This is a genomic window from Micromonospora sp. LH3U1 (assembly GCF_028475105.1).
Classification (GTDB): Bacteria; Actinomycetota; Actinomycetes; order Mycobacteriales; family Micromonosporaceae; genus Micromonospora.
In genome coordinates, this window is record NZ_CP116936.1 from 4,523,062 (window position 1) to 4,541,743 (window position 18,682).

Annotated in this window: 16 protein-coding genes; 10 read left to right on the forward strand and 6 right to left on the reverse strand. The window is 69.0% G+C overall.

Annotated elements, in window-relative coordinates:
* Positions 1 to 231: 231 nt before the first annotated feature.
* Positions 232 to 2,265, reverse strand: a complete 2,034-nt coding sequence (locus PCA76_RS20715; protein WP_272612129.1) for a hypothetical protein — start codon at positions 2,263 to 2,265, stop codon at positions 232 to 234.
* A gap of 182 nt (positions 2,266 to 2,447) precedes the next feature.
* On the opposite strand from PCA76_RS20715, the gene PCA76_RS20720 reads away from it, so the two are divergent.
* Positions 2,448 to 3,419: a PaaX family transcriptional regulator gene (locus PCA76_RS20720; RefSeq protein WP_272612130.1), complete on the forward strand. Its 972-nt coding sequence runs from the start codon at positions 2,448 to 2,450 to the stop codon at positions 3,417 to 3,419.
* A 234-nt stretch (positions 3,420 to 3,653) separates the two neighbouring features.
* Positions 3,654 to 4,859 (forward strand): cellulose binding domain-containing protein, encoded by a 1,206-nt coding sequence (locus tag PCA76_RS20725; protein ID WP_272612131.1) that lies wholly within the window; start codon positions 3,654 to 3,656, stop codon positions 4,857 to 4,859.
* A 136-nt stretch (positions 4,860 to 4,995) separates the two neighbouring features.
* Here PCA76_RS20725 and PCA76_RS20730 read toward each other — a convergent pair whose 3' ends face one another.
* Positions 4,996 to 5,556, reverse strand: coding sequence for an AAA family ATPase (locus PCA76_RS20730; protein ID WP_272612133.1), 561 nt, complete (start codon positions 5,554 to 5,556; stop codon positions 4,996 to 4,998).
* A gap of 175 nt (positions 5,557 to 5,731) precedes the next feature.
* On the opposite strand from PCA76_RS20730, the gene PCA76_RS20735 reads away from it, so the two are divergent.
* The 4 genes from PCA76_RS20735 (at position 5,732) to PCA76_RS20750 (ending at position 11,100) form a co-directional block, all read left to right on the forward strand.
* Positions 5,732 to 6,196, forward strand: a complete 465-nt coding sequence (locus PCA76_RS20735) for an NUDIX hydrolase (RefSeq protein WP_272612134.1) — start codon at positions 5,732 to 5,734, stop codon at positions 6,194 to 6,196.
* 124 nt (positions 6,197 to 6,320) lie between these two features.
* On the forward strand, positions 6,321 to 7,532 hold the full coding sequence (locus PCA76_RS20740; RefSeq protein ID WP_272612135.1) for a radical SAM/SPASM domain-containing protein: 1,212 nt from the start codon (positions 6,321 to 6,323) through the stop codon (positions 7,530 to 7,532).
* Positions 7,529 to 8,560 carry a zinc-dependent alcohol dehydrogenase gene (locus PCA76_RS20745; protein ID WP_272612137.1) on the forward strand — a complete coding sequence of 344 codons (1,032 nt, stop codon included), beginning with the start codon at positions 7,529 to 7,531 and terminating at the stop codon, positions 8,558 to 8,560. The genes PCA76_RS20740 and PCA76_RS20745 overlap by 4 nt, the downstream gene beginning before the upstream one ends.
* A gap of 80 nt (positions 8,561 to 8,640) precedes the next feature.
* Positions 8,641 to 11,100, forward strand: a complete 2,460-nt coding sequence (locus tag PCA76_RS20750; RefSeq protein ID WP_272612138.1) for an NB-ARC domain-containing protein — start codon at positions 8,641 to 8,643, stop codon at positions 11,098 to 11,100.
* A gap of 127 nt (positions 11,101 to 11,227) precedes the next feature.
* Here PCA76_RS20750 and PCA76_RS20755 read toward each other — a convergent pair whose 3' ends face one another.
* From PCA76_RS20755 to PCA76_RS20765, 3 genes are all read right to left on the reverse strand, one after another.
* On the reverse strand, positions 11,228 to 11,557 hold the full coding sequence (locus tag PCA76_RS20755; protein ID WP_272612139.1) for a TraR/DksA family transcriptional regulator: 330 nt from the start codon (positions 11,555 to 11,557) through the stop codon (positions 11,228 to 11,230).
* Positions 11,554 to 11,982 carry a hypothetical protein gene (locus PCA76_RS20760; protein WP_272612140.1) on the reverse strand — a complete coding sequence of 143 codons (429 nt, stop codon included), beginning with the start codon at positions 11,980 to 11,982 and terminating at the stop codon, positions 11,554 to 11,556. Before PCA76_RS20760 ends, PCA76_RS20755 begins: the two co-directional genes overlap by 4 nt.
* 96 nt (positions 11,983 to 12,078) lie before the next feature.
* Positions 12,079 to 12,837: a TetR/AcrR family transcriptional regulator gene (locus PCA76_RS20765; RefSeq protein ID WP_272612141.1), complete on the reverse strand. Its 759-nt coding sequence runs from the start codon at positions 12,835 to 12,837 to the stop codon at positions 12,079 to 12,081.
* A gap of 111 nt (positions 12,838 to 12,948) precedes the next feature.
* Here PCA76_RS20765 and PCA76_RS20770 point away from each other — a divergent pair, with 111 nt between their 5' ends.
* Positions 12,949 to 14,148, forward strand: a complete 1,200-nt coding sequence (locus tag PCA76_RS20770; protein WP_272612142.1) for a DUF418 domain-containing protein — start codon at positions 12,949 to 12,951, stop codon at positions 14,146 to 14,148.
* A 169-nt stretch (positions 14,149 to 14,317) separates the two neighbouring features.
* Here PCA76_RS20770 and PCA76_RS20775 read toward each other — a convergent pair whose 3' ends face one another.
* Positions 14,318 to 15,559 carry a cellulose-binding domain-containing protein gene (locus PCA76_RS20775; protein ID WP_272612144.1) on the reverse strand — a complete coding sequence of 414 codons (1,242 nt, stop codon included), beginning with the start codon at positions 15,557 to 15,559 and terminating at the stop codon, positions 14,318 to 14,320.
* A gap of 268 nt (positions 15,560 to 15,827) precedes the next feature.
* Here PCA76_RS20775 and PCA76_RS20780 point away from each other — a divergent pair, with 268 nt between their 5' ends.
* The 3 genes from PCA76_RS20780 (at position 15,828) to PCA76_RS20790 (ending at position 18,657) form a co-directional block, all read left to right on the forward strand.
* Positions 15,828 to 16,265 carry a ribosomal maturation YjgA family protein gene (locus PCA76_RS20780; RefSeq protein ID WP_272612145.1) on the forward strand — a complete coding sequence of 146 codons (438 nt, stop codon included), beginning with the start codon at positions 15,828 to 15,830 and terminating at the stop codon, positions 16,263 to 16,265.
* Positions 16,266 to 16,579: 314 nt separating this feature from the next.
* Positions 16,580 to 17,401 carry an alpha/beta fold hydrolase gene (locus PCA76_RS20785; protein ID WP_336298004.1) on the forward strand — a complete coding sequence of 274 codons (822 nt, stop codon included), beginning with the start codon at positions 16,580 to 16,582 and terminating at the stop codon, positions 17,399 to 17,401.
* 83 nt (positions 17,402 to 17,484) lie between these two features.
* Entirely contained in the window at positions 17,485 to 18,657 is a 1,173-nt protein-coding gene (locus PCA76_RS20790; protein WP_272612146.1) for a PP2C family protein-serine/threonine phosphatase, read from the forward strand.
* Positions 18,658 to 18,682 lie beyond the last annotated feature (25 nt).

Sequence of the window (18,682 nt, forward strand, 5' to 3'; positions counted from 1 at the left end):
ACGTTGCGCGACCTGCGGTGCTCGAGCGGCCCGGATGTCTGGTTTCTGGGCAGCGCTGCCGACCGACGAACTCGACGTTCCTCGGCGGGGCGCTGGGCATCGCCAGCGCCCCGCCTCGTCGGCGGAGCTGCGCCGGTTCGGCTTCGTGGCAGGTCTGCTACGTGGGCACGCGCGCCACGCTTGAGGACTCCTGAGCAACGGCGGGTCTCTCCGGCACGACCAATTGCCTCGTCACGGGCAGGGCGTTCGCGCGCAGACGTCGATGACCTTGCCGGTGAGCAGGAAGACCGCCTTCTGTTTCTGGGCCCCGGCCTGGGCGCGCGGGAACTCGTGCGAATCGTCGCCGTACTCCGGTCCGGCCGGGGCGAGGTTGGTCAGTGGTGGCGCGTAAGCCGCGCCGCTGTTCCAGATCACGATCGCCGAGCCGGTGTACGGGTACCTGCGGATCGGCGCGATGCCCCAGTACGGACGCACGTCCAGTGACCAGCCGTCGGCGAGCGCGGGGGTGTGCAGGCGGGCACCGATGGTGCGCGCCTGCACCTCCGCCGCGGCGGGCGAGACCTGCTGGTCGCCGAAGGCCACGTGCATCAGCACCTGGTGCGCCGGGGTGCCGGGCAATGGCCGGTCGGTCATGTGCTGGGCGTACCCGTTGGCCTCGGACCGGTCCCACAACATCTGCAGCAGCGCGAGGACCAACTGTTGGTCGACCTTGTCCGGGTAGTAGCCGTCCAGGACCGTCTGGAACGGGGCGAAGTCCACGCTGCGTTGCAGCAGCGTGGAGTAGTTCATCGCCGGCACGCCGAGCACCGAACGTGTCCAGTCCTGGGCGATGGCGGTGAGTGCGCCACCGTTGATGCCACCCTGGCTGTTGCCGTCGTAGTGCAGCCCGCCAACCCGGTTGATCAGCGGCCGTGCGGTGGCGTCCCGGAACGCCGGGTGCGCGGCGAACCCGCCCGGGTGAATCATCGCGCGGCCCAGAAAGAGGAAGTTCAGGAAGCTCTGCTGCAACCGGTCCACCACCGCGGGAAAGGCACTGAGATCGGTGAAGGCGCCAGCCACATAGGGGACATCGCCGGCGGACATGCCGATCCAACTGGTCGCGCAGAAGGTGAAGTTGTGCGTGTTCGACATCGTCTTGACGTTGCCAGCGTTGATCTCGGTCGACTTGCCGAGCAGGCCGTGGCCGTAGAGCGAGAGATGAGCCGGCTTCGCCGCGGAGGCACTGCGCGGAATGTTGCAGACGAAGTCCGCCGCCACCGTCGCGCCGGACGGCGTGGGCAGGGCGTTCGGCGTTTGCGGCGTCCCGGCGCCGCCGGCCGGACCGTAGTGCAGCCGGGAGCCGGGCCCGCCGTCGCCGGTCAAATAGGACGGTACGCCGATGGTGCCGGTCACCTGCCGAGCGATCAGCGGCTCCTGCTCCGGTGGGTAGTCGGTGACCTGGGTGACGGTGAACGACGGTGCGGCCCGGCCGAGTGCGCCGAACGCGCCGTCGCGGACCGCCAGCATCCGCCCGGTCAGGCCGTGCCGGCTTGCCACGGTGAAGTCCCAGGCCAGGTAGAGGCTGTGCCGCTTGACGCCGGTCCGGGTCAGGTCGGCGAGGATCCGCCTCATCTGCGGCACACGACTGTCCCGATGGCCGAGGCCGGCACCGGTCGCGTACGCCGTGAACGCCTTCGGCGCCGGGATCAACGCCCCGCTGCCGTCGCGCAGGCCGCGCAGGCCGACGACGTAGCGGGTGCCCTCGGTCAGTGCCACCGCCGGCCGGATGATCAACACCTGCCGGTCGGGCTGGCCGGCGGCGTGCGCGTCCAACTCGGCCCAGTACGGCGTGCGCTCACCGGTCCGGGCGTTGAGCAGCACGATCGGCGCGTCCGGCGCCAGCGAGCGGCCGATGTCGCTGACCGGCGCGATCCCGGTCGCCGCGGCGTCGAGGCCGGGCACGCGCACCAGGATCGGCGAGCCGGGGCTGAACCCGTCCTGCCGGTTCCATTCCGTCGGGTCGATCGGGGCCCCCTGCACGTTGGCGGGCATCGCGGCGGCCGCGAGCCGCACCCGCTTGCCGGTGGGGCTGGTCCGATCCGGCACGGTGAAGTAGTCGTTCGGGAACGGCAGCAGGCAGGCCGCCGGGTCGATCGGGTCACAGGCCCGGTGCCCGGCCGGTCCGGGAGCCGCAGGCGGTGCCGCAGCGGCGGCCGTGCTCAGCAGGACGGTGCCCGCGGTCACCAGCACGGACAGGGCGAGACGGAGCCCTCTGGATGTGGTCACGCGCATCTCCTTCGACGCTGGACGGCGATCGAATGCAGGGGCCGACGGTGGTGGGTGGTGATGGTGCTGTTCTTCCTACGCTCGTGAAGGAAACTCAGCAAGCGCCGCTGCCGCCCACGAACGCCGCCCTCAAGTCGTCCGCCGGCGCGTCAGACACACTTCACCTGAGGCAATCTGATGAGGTGAATGTCCACGAGCCCGCCGACGACGTCCGAGTTCCCCGGGCCCAGACCGGGTCCAGCCCGCAACACCTGTTGGCGACCGTGCTCGGCGAGTATCTCGACTCCTCGGATGCCGATCTGCCGTCGACGGCGGTCATCGCGATTCTGGGAGAGTTCGGAGTCAGCGAGTCCAGTGCCCGTGCCGCGCTGTCCCGGCTGATCAAGCGTGGTCTCATCGCGACGCGGGGGAATGGACGACCGCCGGTCTACCACCTCACGCCTCAGGCGATCGCGAAGCATCGCTCCCGGATGCAGCACTTCCTGAACTTCGGCGCCGACCCGCCGCGCTGGACCGGTGAATGGGTCATGGCGTCCTTCTCGATTCCGAGCTCGGGCCAGGCGTCCCGCCACGCGGTACGCAAAACGTTGAGCGCACTGAGCTTCGTGGGCCTGTACGACAGCGTGTGGATCCGGCCGGGCTCCGACGCCGCGCCGGTGCAGGAGGCGCTGAGTGAGCTGCTGCACCACGTCGGGGGTGCTCGGTGGTCGGTCATGCACGTCCGGTTCGACGAGGAGTCAGGACCCCACGGCCCGGCCTCCGCGTACGACCTGACCACTCTCGCTTCTGCGTACTCGAATTTCATTGAGCAGTATGCCGAGCTGCGGGTGGCCGCCCGCAACGGGAAGGTGGACCCGGCCGGGGCGCTGGTGGCCCGGACCTCCGCCATGGACTCCTGGCGCAAGTTCGCGGACATCGACCCGGATCTGCCCCAGCACCTGCTGCCGCAGCCCTGGCCTCGTCAGCAGGCCAGAGCGACCTTCCTGGACATCCACTCCGCGCTCGGCCCGCTCGCACAGGCGCGTCTCGTCCAGGTGGCAACACCGCACTGGCCGGGCGCCGCCTCGTGGATCACACACTTCCAGGCTTCGAGCGATGCCTCGCGACCCGAGCCGACCGGCGGCAGGCACGGCAGCCCGCCCCTCGCAGGCTGACGCCGGTCGCGGGCCGGCGGGCCGGACGACACATTGACACTTTTCGTTACCGCAGTGATAGTAACTGCAACCAGCTCCCGCCGGATCGCCTGTGGGGACGACCGCGGCCGGGCGGTCGACGGGCCCACATCGACCTGGCCCGTGGCCGGCGCCGACCACCTGGTCGGGGCGCGGATGGGCAACCGCGACCGCCACCGCAGGGAGCGTCGTCGCGACATCCGCTGGAGGGTTTGAATGAGAACGAGATCGAAGATCTACGTGGGATTGGCGACCGCAATGGTCCCGCTCGCCTCGGTGATCATGGCGCTCGGCGCGGCACCGGCCAATGCCGCGGTCGGTGGTTCCGGTCCTTATCCCGCCGACTACGAAACCTCGGCCACCCTGGCCAATCACACCATCTTTCGGCCCCAGACACTCCCGACCGAACGCCTTCCGATCGTCGTGTGGGGCAACGGCGGCTGCTCGGCCAACGGCCTCTCCCAGGGCAACTTCCTCCGGGAAATCGCCTCCCACGGCTTCCTCGCCATCGCCAACGGAGCGCCGAACGGATCCGGCTCCACCACCTCCCAGATGCTCACCCAGTCCATCGACTGGGCGGTCGCCGAGAACTCCCGGCAGGGCAGCAAGTACTACGGCAAGCTCGACACGACCAAGGTCGCCGTCGCGGGCTTCTCCTGCGGAGGCCTGGAGGCCTACGCCGTCTCCAACGACCCGCGCGTCACCACGACCGGCATCTTCAGCAGCGGCCTGTTGAACGATGCCGACGATTACCAGCTCAGGAGACTGACCAAGCCGATCGCCTACTTCATCGGCGGGTCCGGCGACATCGCCTACCCGAACGCCATGGATGACTGGGGCAAGCTACCGGCCGGGCTGCCCGCCTTCATGGGCAACCTGAACGTCGGGCATGGCGGCACCTACGACCAGACCAACGGCGGTGAATTCGGCCGCGTAGCGGTGCTCTACCTCAAATGGCGACTGAAGGGCGACACCACCGCCGGTGGCAACTTCGTCGGCGCCAACTGTGGTCTGTGCCGCAGCCAGTGGAGCATCCAGCAGAAGAACCTGACGCTCGATGACACCCCACCGCCGACCACCCCACCGCCCACTACCCCACCGCCGACCACCCCGCCCCCCAGCGGGACCCCCACCTGCACCGCGGTCTATTCCGTTCAGGACCAGTGGAACAGCGGATTCGTCGCCAACGTCACCGTCACCGCGGGAACCACCGCTCTCACCGGCTGGCGAGTCACCCTCAACCTGCCGAGCGGAGCTTCGGTCAGCTCGGTGTGGAACGGCGTTGCCAGCGGCACCAGCGGTGCCGTAACCGTCGCGAACCAGAGCTACAACGGACTACTGGCCCCGGGCCAGGCCACCAGTTTCGGATTCCAGGGCACCGGAAACGGCAGCGGAACCACCGTCACCTGCACCGGAAGCTGAAGCCCCACCGATACCGCGGAAGGACCAAACCGTTCGGCGGACCGGCACCCAGGCGCCGGCCCGTCGAGCGCGTTCCGCACATCGCTGTGGTCCCGCCCGCGCGGCCGACTGCCGCGCCACCGCGCTCGGTCCGGCCTCACACCGGTGGATCGGCTCCGAGCCTGTCCAGGGTGAAGCGAAGCCGGTCGCCGACGTCGGTGCGCGGCAACTCGACAAGGTCGTACCCGTAGCCTTTGTGCACCTCCACGATCGCCTCGTGGATCCGCTCCGCGTGGTCGAACGTCTCCCACCGTTCGCTGTCACGCCGGTAGATCTCCTGCCACGGTGGGGCGACGAGGACCAGCGGGTCGTACCGGAATTGTGCCGCCGCGGCGTCCAGGTGAACGGGGACTGCGGTGCCGCGCGCTCGCTTGTAGCCAGCGATGCACGGGATGCCGTGGTCGAAGAAGACCGTGCCGCCCTGGTCACGGGCGGTCGTGTACGAGCGCATCCCCTGGGCGAGGACGAGTTCATCGAACAGGTCCGGGTCGGACCAGGGAAGCGCCGGCCCGCCAACCAGCATCTGGTCCCGTACGATCGCCCGGCCCGCCTCCTCGCGGACGCCGAACCCGGCGCGGTGCAACTGGTTGACCAGGGTCGTCTTACCGGCGCCCGGGCCACCCGTGACGATGACGAGGCGCCCACGCGTTGTAGACATGTCACTCCATTAGCCCGACGTGCGCCGACGCATGCCCGTTCCCACCAGTCTCCCGAGAGCGTCCCACCCGCCGTCAACAGCGGCGCGGCGCGACGAGCGCCGGCGATCGAGGGCACCACTCGTGGGAGCATGAGAGCAGTTGCCGCCATGGATATTTCGATCACCGGAGATCCCCATGTCAACCGCCCGCCACTTCACCGCCGCGGCGATCATCCTGGACGACCACGACAGGGTGCTGCTCGTAAGCCATCACAAGATCGGCCTCTGGATCTATCCGGGCGGGCACCTGGACGGCGACGAGGATCCGGTGCAGGCGGTCGTGCGCGAGGTGCTCGAAGAGACCGGGCTGCATGTGGAGGTAATCCACAAGGAAATGTTCGAGCATCCGGCAATCCGCGTCGTTCCACCGCCGTTCGTGATCCTCGAAATCGACATGAAGGCACCATCGTCGTCACCGCACCGACACATCGAAATGATCTATGTCTGCCGCCCGGTCCGCGGCGTGCTGAAGCCCCGGCTCGGCGAGGTCGGCGAGTGCCGTTGGGTCCCGACGCCCGAGGTCGGCCGGCTCGACACTCCGACTGAGCTGCCCGATCTCATCATGGCCGCGGCGAACTGGTTGCACGCAAGCAACCGGTGACCTTCGCAAGCTCTCCCAACCGCAATCATCAGCCCGACAAGGGCGAGCGAGCAGATCTTTCTTCCCGGGCATCGGCGTGAAACGATTGGCCGGTCGTCGTAGCCGGCGTTCCCGGGAGGCGCGCATGAGCGATGGTGGGTCGACCCCCGACACATCAGTGAGAAGACTCGACAACATCACCATCTCGCTGACGCTCCACTGCAACCAGGGTTGCCGGCACTGCTGGGTCGACGCGGGCACAGCTGGCGCCGACGAACTCGACAACGACGAGGTGGTCGACCTCCTGTCCCAGGCCCGCGCGCTCGGCGCGCGGCACGTCAAGTTCACCGGGGGCGAACCGCTCGTCCGCCGAGGCCTGGCCGATCTGCTTGACGCCGCGTATGACCTGGGCTTCCGGATCTCGGTGGAGACCAACGGCACCGCGCTCACCGCGCGCATCGTCGACCGGCTTCAGCCACTCCTCGACCGGTTGCACCTGTACGTGAGCCTCGACGGCGCCACACCGGACGTCCACGACACCTTCCGCGCTCAGCCCGGCGCGTTCCGGCGTACGGTCGACAACCTCGCAGCCCTGCGGGACCGTGGCGGCTACTTCTCGATTCACACAGTTACCCGGCGGCAGAACCTCCTCGAAATCCCTGCCATCCTCTCCCTGGCCCAGCGACTCGGCGCGTCCCAGTTGAAGCTGATCCTCTCCGTGCACGACCTCGGCCGTGGGCGCGAGATGCAGGACGAGGCGATTACGCCCGACGAGCTGTTCGCCCTGCTCGACCGGCTACCGCCCCAGCAGTTCTGGGATTACCAGTGGAGCCCGGAGCGTTCCCGAGACACGGTCCTGATGACCACCCTGCCCCCGGCGTTCCAGCCGACCGGGAACGCGGTGACCTGCGGCTGGGGGTCGTCGTACGCGGCGGTGCTCGCCAACGGGGACGTCGCGATCTGCCACGGCATGCACGACGTCGACGAGGCGAAGGCTGGCAACATACGGCGGCAGTCCCTCGCCGAGCTGTGGGAGTCGAGCGAGCTGTTCACCCGTACGCGGTCGTGGCAGGCCGGCGACCTGCTTGGCGTCTGCGGCAACTGCGCGGTCGCGGACAGCTGCCGAGGGCTGTGCCGGGCCAACGCCATCGCCCGCTACCGGGACCTACGCGCCCCGTACCCGCTGTGCCAGACGCTCTACGCGGCCGGCCGCTTCCCGACCGGAATGCTCCGGGATTCGGCGCGCGACGCGAGCTACCGACCCGACCCGCACACGCAGGCACCGGACAGACCGAGTGGCCGCCGACTCCTGCCGGTGCTCACCAGCGGCCCGAGCGGCGGGTGCGCCACGCCGTGAGACAGGCCGTGATGACGGCCCCGTACGAGGTGGTCGTGCACTCCGTACCAGATCCGCGTCGCGGCCCCGACCAGGTCCTCGTGTCCGTCGGGGCGTGCGGGCTCTGCACCTGGGAGCAGCGCGTCTACCGCGGAGTGCGATCCGAGTATCCGCTACTCGGCGGACATGAGGTCGGTGCGGTGGTGCTGGAGGCGCCGGCGGGTTCCACAGTCGCGGCCGGCGACGTCGTGGCGGTTTCGCTCTTGCCGCGCTGCGGGCACTGCCACTACTGCGTATCGGGTCGCTCGAACCTTTGCGCCTACAACGCGCCGGCGCCGCCGCCCGACGGACGGCCACGCGGGCCGGGCGGCCTGTCCGAGCTGCTGGTCGTGGCGCCAGCCGACGTCTATCCGATCGGTCCCGAGGGCACCTGCGCGCAGGCCGCGCTGGTCGAGCCGCTGGCCTGCGTCGCCCACAGCGTCCGGCGTGCCAGGTGCCAGCCAGGTGACCTGCTCGTCGTCTTCGGAGCAGGGTTCACCGGGCTGCTTCACCTCGCCTACGCGCGGGCGCGCGGTCTGACCACCGCGGTCGTGCTGACCGGGCGAGACGCCGGGGTCACCCAGGTGCCGGACGCCGACCTGACCATCGCCTCGGCCGAACCGGCCGCCATTCTCCAGGCGCTACGCGACGCGCTCGGCGTCCCGGGTGCCGACGCGGCCGTGGTCACACGCGGCGGTGGCGCGGCGGTCGCTGCGGCAACGGAGACCGTACGGCCGGGCGGCTTCGCCATCGTCTTCCAGTCCATCCCCGACGGCGAACCGGTCCCGCTCGATCCGGCGCGGCTGCGGTCCCGCGAGGTCATGGTGGGTGGTGCGGTGAGCCACACGGCACCCGACTTCGAGACGGCGGCGCACCTCGTCCGGTACGGCGGGATCGACCTGGCGCCACTGATCGGCCGTACGTTCCCGCTCGCCGCCACTCGCGAGGCGCTGGACCACGCGGTCGCCCGGCCGGGCCGGCGCACGCTCGTGCTTCCAAGCCAGCGATAGGACCAGGCGCGATCAGCGACCAACCACAGTGGCTGTTTGTTGTCTGAGGCCGGTGGCGTAACCGGTATACCTTGAACTCCATGTTTGCCGACCTGATGGTCCGTGGGCTGGAGGCCGTCGTCGGAGCCCAGCTCCGGCGTCGCGACTTCGACAAGCGGCTCCGTTCGGCAATCGACCGCGCCGTTCTGCGCTATCGCACCACCTACGGCCGGGTCGATCCCACGATGGTCGACCTGCTGCTTGATCACGCACCCGTGCTCGATCTGCCGACGGTCGCCGACGCGCTCCGGGAGATGGTCTTCTTTCCGGCGCGGGCCAACGACGAATCGAAGGATGCCTTCACCCAGGCCGTAATACGTTTCAGCACGACGACCGACGACCCACGAGTGGATCGGGCCGTTGCCGAACTGGTGCGCTGCCTGCGCGACGAGCTCCAGCACGTGCCCGAGCTGCAACCGTCGTTCGCGCTGATGTACCAGCAGCAGCAACTAGAGGCCCTGCGGGCGATCGAGGCGCCTGTCTCTCCGGCACCAGATTCTTCCTCCGCCGTAGGGAGCGCGAGCCTGCCGCACAACCTGCCCCACCGCACCTACCACGAGCTCGTAGGGCGCGACGAGGAACTCGCCACCGTGGTGGCCAAGATGGCACCGAGCGACCGGACCTGGGTGGTCGTCATCGATGGGATCGGCGGCGTCGGTAAGACGTCGCTGGCGCTGGAGACCGCCAACGAGCTGATGGCCGGTGGGCCGGGGAAGGCGACCTTCGACGCAGCGGTCTGGGTCTCGGCGAAACGAACCATGCTTACCGGCCACGGCATCAACCGGCGAGAGCCGGAACTGGCCGTGCTACGCGACCTCATCGAGGCGATCGGGACGGTGCTCGGTCGGAGCGAGGTCGTGCAACTACCGCTGCGGGAACAGCGGTCCCTCGTCCGAGAACTGCTCAGCGGCCCGACGCGCGTCCTGCTCGTGCTCGACAATCTGGAGACCATCGACGACGAGCAGATCGTGGCCTTCTTGCGCGACCTGCCACAGCCCGCCAAGGCAATCGTCACCTCGCGGCACCGGATCGACGTCGCGTTCTCGCTGCGCCTGCACGGCCTCCCGAACGACCAGGCCGCTCAGCTCATCGCGGCTGAGGCTGGCCGACGCGGCCTGGTCCTCACCGAGGCGGAGTCGGCGTCGCTCACTCGCAAGACCGGCGGGGTGCCGCTGGCGATCGTCTGGAGCCTGAGCCTGATGGACCTCGGGCACCCCGTGCATTCGGTGCTGCGCCGGCTCGGCTCCGGACACAGCGACATCGCCGCCTTCTGCTTCGCAGAGAGCGTACGGGCGCTGGAGGGGACCGACGCGCTTCGGGTACTCGCCGCGATCGCGATGTTCGAGGCCCCGGTGGACCGGGAACTCCTCGGCAGGGCCGCCGGCCTCGGCGAGGACGTCATCGCCCGCGACGACGCGATCCAGGTGCTCACCCAGCTTTCCCTGGTCAACTTGCGGGACGGTTCCTTCAGCCTGCTGCCGCTGACCCGCACGTACGCCACCCAGCTCATGCGCGATCGTCCCGTGCTGCGGGACCAGGTGACCGGCGAGTGGATGAAGGCGATGCTGGCCATCGCCGCCGAGTACCAGCTTCCCGACCCGAGCTGGCGTGATCTCGTCCGGCTGCGGACCATCGGGCCCCACCTCCAGTCGGCCTACAGATGGGCCCGGGACGCCGACCAAATTCACAACGCCTTCGCCCTGGCCGGGGCCGTCCTCGCCGACCTGGACAGCAACGGCCGCTGGGACGATCTCCTCGCCACCTGCGCCGAGATCGAGAGCTACGCGCAGGCCGCCTCTGCGCACCACCTCGTGGTCCACGCCGCCTGGTACCAGAACTGGATCCATGGGCAGCGCGGCGAGTTCGAGCTGGCCTGGCTCGCGCTCGACCGAGTCGAACACCTGCCCATGTCGCCGCAGGAACGGCTGCGCCAGCTGACCTGCCGCGCACAGACCTGCCGGCGTGAGCGAAGGTTCGCCGACGCGGCCCGTTACCTCGACCAGGCGAGGACACTGGTGTCAGAGTTGGACCAACCATCGAGTTCGGTCCTCGTCGCGCACATGGTCTTCGAGGAAGGAAAACTCGCCCGCGACCTGGAAAACTGGGACGACGCGGAACGCGCATTCCGGGAGACGAGCCGGGTCTTCGACCCGGAGGCCGCAGCCCAGGCGCTCGCCGACGGCCAGGCCCCGGCGTATGACGTGGAATGGGCTGTACGAGTGCTTGGCAACCTCGCCGTGGTCGAGCATCGGCGCGGCAACTTGATCGCTGCGGCGGTCCTACTCGAACGCGCCCTCGCCTCCACGCGGGAGCACGGCAGCGTCTCCAACCTTGCCACGCTCCTGGTCCGGTTCGCGGATGTCGAACTGGACCTGGGCCGGATCGACAACGCGGCTCGCACCCTGGCCGAGGCGCGGCTGCTGGCAGGCCGGCTGCGGATGCGCGGCGAGATCGCGGAGTGCGAACGGTTGACCGCCAAGCACGCGGCACTGGAGCCCTGACAACCCAGCACCGCCAACGGCAGAGGCTGATTGAGGAGTCCCAGGACGGTCACGACGCCATCTGCTGTCTGGCCCTGGCATGACGGTGTGTGGCTGCCGTGCCAGCGGCGCGGCAGCCACACGGGCATCACTTGTTCTGCTTTTCCTGGCACGGCACGCAGAAGCGAGCGTGCGGAAGAACCTCGAGCCGCTCGGCCGGGATGTTCTGGTGGCACTTCTGGCAGGCACCGTAGGTGCCGTCGCTGATCCGGCTCAGCGCACCGGTGATCTGCTCGATGTTGCGGCGGGTGGCCACCAGCAGCGCAGCCTGGTTGTGGGCCTCGCCGGGGTCGCCGGTGTCCGCGTTGAGCTCGGTCAGTTCCCGCAGCCGAGCCGTCTGCGTGGCGAAGTCTTCCGCCAGGGACGCTCGCAGGTCAGCCAGCCAACTCTGATCGACAGCACGATGATCGACGCTCATGGTCTACCTTTCCGGAAAAAGAAAAAGGGCCGAAGCTCGAATAGCTTCGCCCTGGCGGTCGTTTTGAAATGCAACGATTCCGCAGGAGGGTCTCGGCCGATTTGCGGCGGGCACGACAGCTTGTGCATGGGCGCGGTGTGCAGCGCGCGGACAACCGGCACCCGCATCCCGACCCGCAGCCGTGCCCCCGTCGCCGCGCGGACAGCGCCGAGCGCCGCCAGCTCAGTGACGGCACGCGAGCGGAAAGTCACCGGCGGCATGACTCCACCATAGGGTGATGCTTGCCCTAAAGCCAAGGTCTGCGGTGTGACCTCACTCCGGCTGATGTCCGGAACAGCGGACTCTTCGGCCGGTTGCTGGCCGTGATCGGGTTCATCGGGGACTCCTTCGATGTTCCGGCTCGCGTTGGCGACCGCGGTGCTCATCGGGTCCGCCTATACGGCGTGGCGGCTGACCTCGGGGTAGGCCACCGCACCTTCCGCCGCCGAGGCTAGGTCAAGAGGTAGCTTCACCGGTGCACGTCAGGAGCCGGAGCGTTCAATCCGGACGGCGACGCCGTCGAGGATCAGGTCCAGCCCGAGTGTGAAGTCCGCGTCGGCGATCGTCGCATCAGAAGTGTCCGACGGCGGCGCCTCGAACAGCGTCGAGGAGAACAGCCGGGCAGTCTCGGGGAAGCGCTCGGGCTCGACGAGCCGCACCAGCGCGCGGCCGTAGTCGCGCTCAGCGTCGGCCTGTCCCTGGCCTTCGGCCCTGCCCTCGGCGAGGTCGCTGTACTGCCGCACCGACTGCGCGACGTAGCCACTGATCAGCGACAGGACGCCGATCTTGTGCGCCCAGTCGAGGCGGGTGCCGGACAGGACCGCCAGCCCGGCCTCCATCCAGGCGATCTGGTTCGGCCCCGACGGCGGCCCGGAGGTGGGCACGCGCGTCAGCCACGGCCGACGGTGGAACACCGCGCGCTGTTCGAAGGCCCAGCTGCGCAGCCCGTGGCGCCAGTCGTCGGTGGGGATGTTCGGCGGCGTGCCCAGGGCGGCGTCGGCCATCAGCTCGAGTAGTTCGTCCTTGGATCCGACGTACCGGTAGAGCGACATTCCGGTGAAGCCGAGGCTCTTGGCGACCTTGGGCAGGGTCACCCCGCCGAGCCCGTCGCGGTCGGCGATCTCCACCGACGCCGTGACGACCCGGTTGACGTCAAGGACCGCCGGCCGCCCGAGGCGCGAGGACTCCGACCTGCCCCACAGCCTCCGCAGCCGAGCCGGAATCACGTCCTCGCTGGTCATGGCTCCCTCGCTCGCCTCCCGGAAATCAGGCCCCATCATGCCAGACGGCTTTAGTGTGCCTGTGATACTTTCTCAAACAAACTAAAGCAGGTTTCGGGGAGAGGGACGACCATGAGCGTTGACACGGCACCACGGCGGACATCGAGAGGGCCGGTCCTGCGCGCCGAACGCGCCCTCGCGCCGGACCTGGCCCGGGGAGCGATGCTGCTGATCATCGCCCTGGCCAACGTTGCCGGGGTCGTCTTCGCCGGCGAGCCCGGCCTGGATGCCACCCCGGCGGGCATCGAACGCGGCGTCAACTTCCTGCTCTTCGATCTCGTCCACGCACGCGGATACCCGGTCTTCGCCGTGATGTTCGGCTACGGACTGGTTCAGCTCGCCCGACGCCAGGACGCCTCCGGCGCAACGCCCCGGCAGGTCCGCTCGGTGCTGTTGCGCCGCAACCTCTGGCTCGTCGCCTTCGGGTTCGCGCATGCCGCGCTGCTGTACTACGGCGACTTCCTCGGCGCCTACGGCATCGTCGGGATCGTGATGACCGTCCTGCTGCTGCGCCGCGGTGAGAAGCTCCACCGGATCGTCCTTGTGCTGTGGGCGCTGGCGACGGTCGAGATCCTGATCCTTGGCGCCATCGTGGCGAGCAGCATCGCGGGTTCAGGCGGTTCCGCGCCGCTGCCGGCGAACCACGTCGACTCCCTCGCCGCGTCCGGCTACCTCGCATCCATCGTGGATCGTCTCGGTGAATGGCCGATGCACACGCTGACCGTCGTGCCTTTCATCGTCATCGCCTGGCTGGGCATGTGGGCCGCCTGCCGCCGCGTCCTGGAGGAGTTGGCCCGTCACCGGACCCTGCTCAGGTGGACGGGTGCCCTGGGGCTTGGCGTCGCCACCGTCGGAGGTCTGCCGGCCGCCCTGGTCAGCGCCGGATGGCTGCACGTCGACAAGCCGACCGCCAGCCTGATCCTCATGCTCCACGGCGCCAGCGGCATGTTCGCCGGTCCGGGCTACGTGGCGGTCTTCGGCCTGATCGCCCTGCGGGTGACCCGGCCCGGCCCCGTCGTCGGTGCGCTCGCCGCCCTGGGTCAGCGCTCCCTGTCCGGGTACCTGTTCCAGTCGGTGGCGTGGCTGCTCCTCCTGGCGCCCTTCACGCTCGCCCTGGGCCAGCGCCTCGGCAGCCCCACGGTGTCCGGTGTGCTCATCGCGGTCACCATCTGGCTGGCGACCGTGCTGATCGCCCGCCTGCTCGACAAGCGCGGGCAGGCCGGGCCGGCCGAGATCGTCCTACGCCGGCTGACCTACGGGCCTCGAACCTAGGACTGTGCTCCGACCGCGCAACGGAAGGTCGGTACCGGGGACAGTTACATCGCCCCCCGGAGGCAGTTGGAGATGATCAAGGGTGTGCCACGTCTACCGGGACACACCCTTGATCATTTACCCGGACATGTCAGCCACAGCTGACGGTTTCCGTTCACACCTCGAAGGGTCAGCAGCCGATCCGGCTGGACCCGACCGCGACGTCGTCATACCAGAGGGTGTCGGCCCCGCCGCCGTAGCTCTCCCAGCCCAGCTTCAGGTCGGTGAGCTGCGGCCGCCAGGTGCGGTTGTACCACTGGCTGTCGATGTCGTGCGTCGGTACGCCGTCCGCGGTGAGCCCGGTGACGGCGGTGCCGTCCAGCCAGGTACGGAGCTGACCGGCCGAACCGTCCACCATGAACTCCACGCAGGACCACCGATTGGTGGGTAGCGGCACGCTCTGCGCCACCCCGGCCGGGCTCTGCTCGGGCAGGGTCGCGTCGTCGGAGGCGCGGTTCCACTGCAAGGCTCCGTTCTGGCCGCCCATCCGCAGGTCCTTGTTGCCGTCGGCGGCGTCGACCATCGCGATCATCGTGGTGTGATCGGTGGGCTGGGCGGTGGTGTGCCGTACCCAGATCCGGCCGTACCGCACACTGCCCACGCTGCCGAGGCTCTTCGTGGACCTGATGAAGACGTGGTTGCAGTACCCGGCGGCGCCGTTGATCCGGACCGCCCGGCTGCCGCTGTGCGTGGTGGCCGTGTCGATGGTGGCCGTGCCGGCGCCGGAACAGTCCGGGTTCACCACCGTCCAGTCGCCCGACGGCGTCGAGCCGGTCTGGTTCTCGAAGCCGTCGCACAGCACCGCCCCGGCGCACCCGGTCGGCGGCGCGGTGGTCGGCGGGGCCGTGGTCGGCGGGGCCGTGGTGGGCGGCGCGGTCGTCGGCGGGGCCGTGGTGGGCGGCGCGGTGGTCGGCACCATCGTCGTGGGCACGCCGGTCGGGGTCGGCCCGGTGCCGTTGCACGGTACGCCGTTCAGGCTGAACCCGGTCGGCCCGCTGCCGCTGGAGCCGAACGTGCCCTGCACGCCGAACTCGGTGGTGCCGCCCGCCGGGATGCTGCCGTTGTACGACACGTTGCGGGCGGTCACCGTCGGTCCGGACTGGCTGACCGTGGCGTTCCAGCCGTTCGTGACGCGCTCGTCCCCGGCGTACGTCCAGGTGACGGTCCAACTGGAGACGGCGGTGTCGCCGGGGGCGACCTTGATGTTGGCGGTGAAACCGCCGGGCCACTGGTTGGGCGTGTAGTCGACCCGGCAGCCCTGGGCGGCCGCTGCCGGGCCGGTGAGCAGGGCCGTTCCGCTCGCGGTCACGGCGGCGACCAGCGCGGCGACGACCGCCAGGGTCGGAGCGGGGCGGGCGCGGAGAATCATCATGAAAGGTCCTTCTGCCATCGAGCTGGATACGTAGGCGGCGCGGCGGCGCGCCCTGGGTGCAGCGCGGCGGTGCGCCACAGCGACTGGTCGATGCGTACGACCAAAGTGCCCGGCTCGGGGTGGACCTGTCAGTCGCCGACGGCCCGGGTTGCCCGGACCACGACGATGCCCATCCTCAATCTATTGACAGTTCCCTATCCAATCAAGCGTCGGGCGGACTGGCGCGGACCTGGACCCGTACGTTGGCGCAGTGACCACCATTGCGAGCATGCCCATCACGGCCCGTACGGTGCGGCTTCTCATGCCTGTGGTGGCGCTGCTGTTCCTGGGCCTCGCACTGCTGATCCGCGCCGTCGACGACGGGGCGCTGCGGCAATACTCCGGCACCGCGCTGTACGCGTCGATGGTCTGGGCCGTGGTGCTCTTCCTGGCGCCGCGGATGGCACCGGTGCCGGCCGGGACCGTCGCCACCGTCTTCTGCTGGGCAGTGGAGCTCGCGCAGCTGACCGGAGTGCCAGCTGAACTGTCCGCGCGGAGCCTGGCGGCGAGACTGGCGCTGGGTGTGCAATTCGACCCCGTCGACCTGGCCTGGTACCCGGCCGGCGTGGCTCCCCTGATCGTGCTGCACCACCTGCTACTCGCCCGCCACCGCCGCGCGATGTCGTCCCCCCAGCGGCCCTTCGAGGTGACAAGCGCCCATAGCTGACCGCACAGCTGCTGACCATTTCGCGGGCGAGGGCGTCGCGGAACGCCTGCCGTGGCCGCACGCTCAGATCTGCGTTCTCGTCTGCTCGATGTGCCGGACGATGGCGTGAGCACCGTGCTCTCGTGCGATGGCGTGCGCCTCGTCGAGTGTATGGACGAGTACCACCTGTTCATCACCACGAGTGGTCGGCGGCGGCAAGCGGTTCTTCCCCGACGGCGTACGCCTCGATCTCGAGCTGGTCGAGGAGCGTGCCTTCGACAGCGGTGCACGACGTTCGCCCAGGTGAGCGAGCACTTGGTCCCGAGGTGCGGGTGGTGGAAGATTGGCGAATGCGTGTGCGGAACCGCAACAACGTGGTGTTGGCCGGTCGTGAGGACGGTCCGACCGTTGTGCTCGCGCACGGCTTCGGCTGCGATCAGAACATGTGGCGCTACGTGGCCGCCAAAATCGGACAATGGGCCCAACTAGTTTTGTTCGACCACGTCGGATCAGGCAAGGCCGATCCAATGGCCTGGGACGCCGACCGGTACGCCTCCCTGGACGGCTACGCCGATGATGTGCTCAGCATCTGCCAGGACTTGGACCTCCAGCAGCCGATCTTCGTTGGCCATTCGGTCAGTTCGAGCATCGGGGTCCTCGCCGCGAATCGTGAACCGGAGCGCTTCTCCGCGCTTGTCCTGGTCACCCCGTCACCGTGCTACATCGATGACGGAAACTACCGAGGCGGTTTCACTCGCGACGACATCGACGAACTGCTCGAGTCGCTCGACAGCAATTACCTCGGCTGGTCGTCGACCATGGCGCCCCTGATCATGGGCAATCCGGAGCGGCCGGAGTTGGGCGAGGAGTTGACGGCGAGCTTCTGCCGGACGGATCCTGCGATGGCGCAGGTGTTCGCCCGCGCCACGTTTCTGTCTGACAACCGTGCTGACCTCGCCGCGGTGAGCATTCCCACCCTGATCCTGCAATGTGCCCAGGACGCCATCGCGCCGCCCGAAGTCGGCGCGTTCGTGCACGCGCAGATCGCCGGAAGTCGGCTCGTCACTCTGGATGCGACCGGGCACTGCCCGCAGTTGAGCGCGCCGGAGGCCACGGCCGCAGCGATCACGTCGTTTGTCAGGACCGCCTACCGATGACCGCCACTGCGGGGGGTGATCCTTACGGCCAAGGCCCAAGCGATGACGGGAGCGCTCGGCCGAGCCAGGTGAGGTTCCCTGCGTTGCTTGAAGACAACCTCGAAGACCTCTACGAGAATGCGCCCTGCGGGAACCTGTCCACCCTCCTGGACGGCACCATTGCGAAGATTAACGGCACCCTGCTGGCGTGGCTCGGCTACAGCCGCGAGGAACTCGTCGGCCGGCGCCGCTTCAGTGACCTTCTCACCGGTGGGGGCCGCATTTACCACGAAACTCACTTTGCACCGATGCTGGCCATGCGGGGCAAAATTGGCGGCGTCTCCCTCGAACTTCGCGCCAAGGATGGCACCCGTATTCCGGTCCTCGTCACTTCTATCGTCAAGGCCGGCAGCGAAGGCCAACCTCAACTCATCCGGACGGCCATCTTCGACGCCAAGATGCGCCGCGCCTACGAACGAGAGCTCCTCAACGCCCGCAGAGCCGCCGAACGCGAGGACGAACGGCTACGGCAACTCGTCAGCAAACTGCAACGCAGTCTGCTACCCGCAGTGCTGCAAACCCCGCCCGGGCTGGAAAGCGCCGCCTATTACCGAATGGCCTCCACCGATGACGTCGGCGGCGACTTCTATGACCTGTTCCCCCTCGACGACGGCCGCTGGGGATTCTTCCTCGGCGACGTCAGCGGCAAAGGCATCGAAGCCGCCGCCGTCACCGCCTTGGCCCGCTACACGTTGCGCGCCGCAACCGTCTACGACCCCGACCCTGCCGCCGCGCTGCACAACCTCAACACCGTGCTCTGGCAGGAATACCGCGAGGACGCGCGCTACTGCACCGTCGTGTTCGGCATCCTCACACCCACACCGGCCGTCGGCGGGTTCACCGCAGTCATCGCCAGCGGCGGGCACCCCGAACCACTGCTGCTGCGGGCCGACGGCTCCGTCCACCACCACCCCACCAAGGGCCGTATCGTGGGGGCCTTCCCGACCTCCCGATACACCAACACGACGGCCGTAGCGAACCCCGGCGACACGTTGCTCCTCTACAGCGACGGACTCACCGAGGCCCGTCCCGTCAGCAGCGAGACCACCGATGGCCGTTACGGGACGGCAGCCCTGGCCCGATTTGCCACCCACCTCGCACCCACCAACGCCGCCGATGCCGTCGCCGCCGTCACCGATCTACTCGGCACCTTCGGCACCGGGCTGACCGACGACGCCGCTGTCCTGGCCATCAGCGCCCCACCCAGCCGACGCTAACCGGCCCAACTGCAGCAAGTTTGTG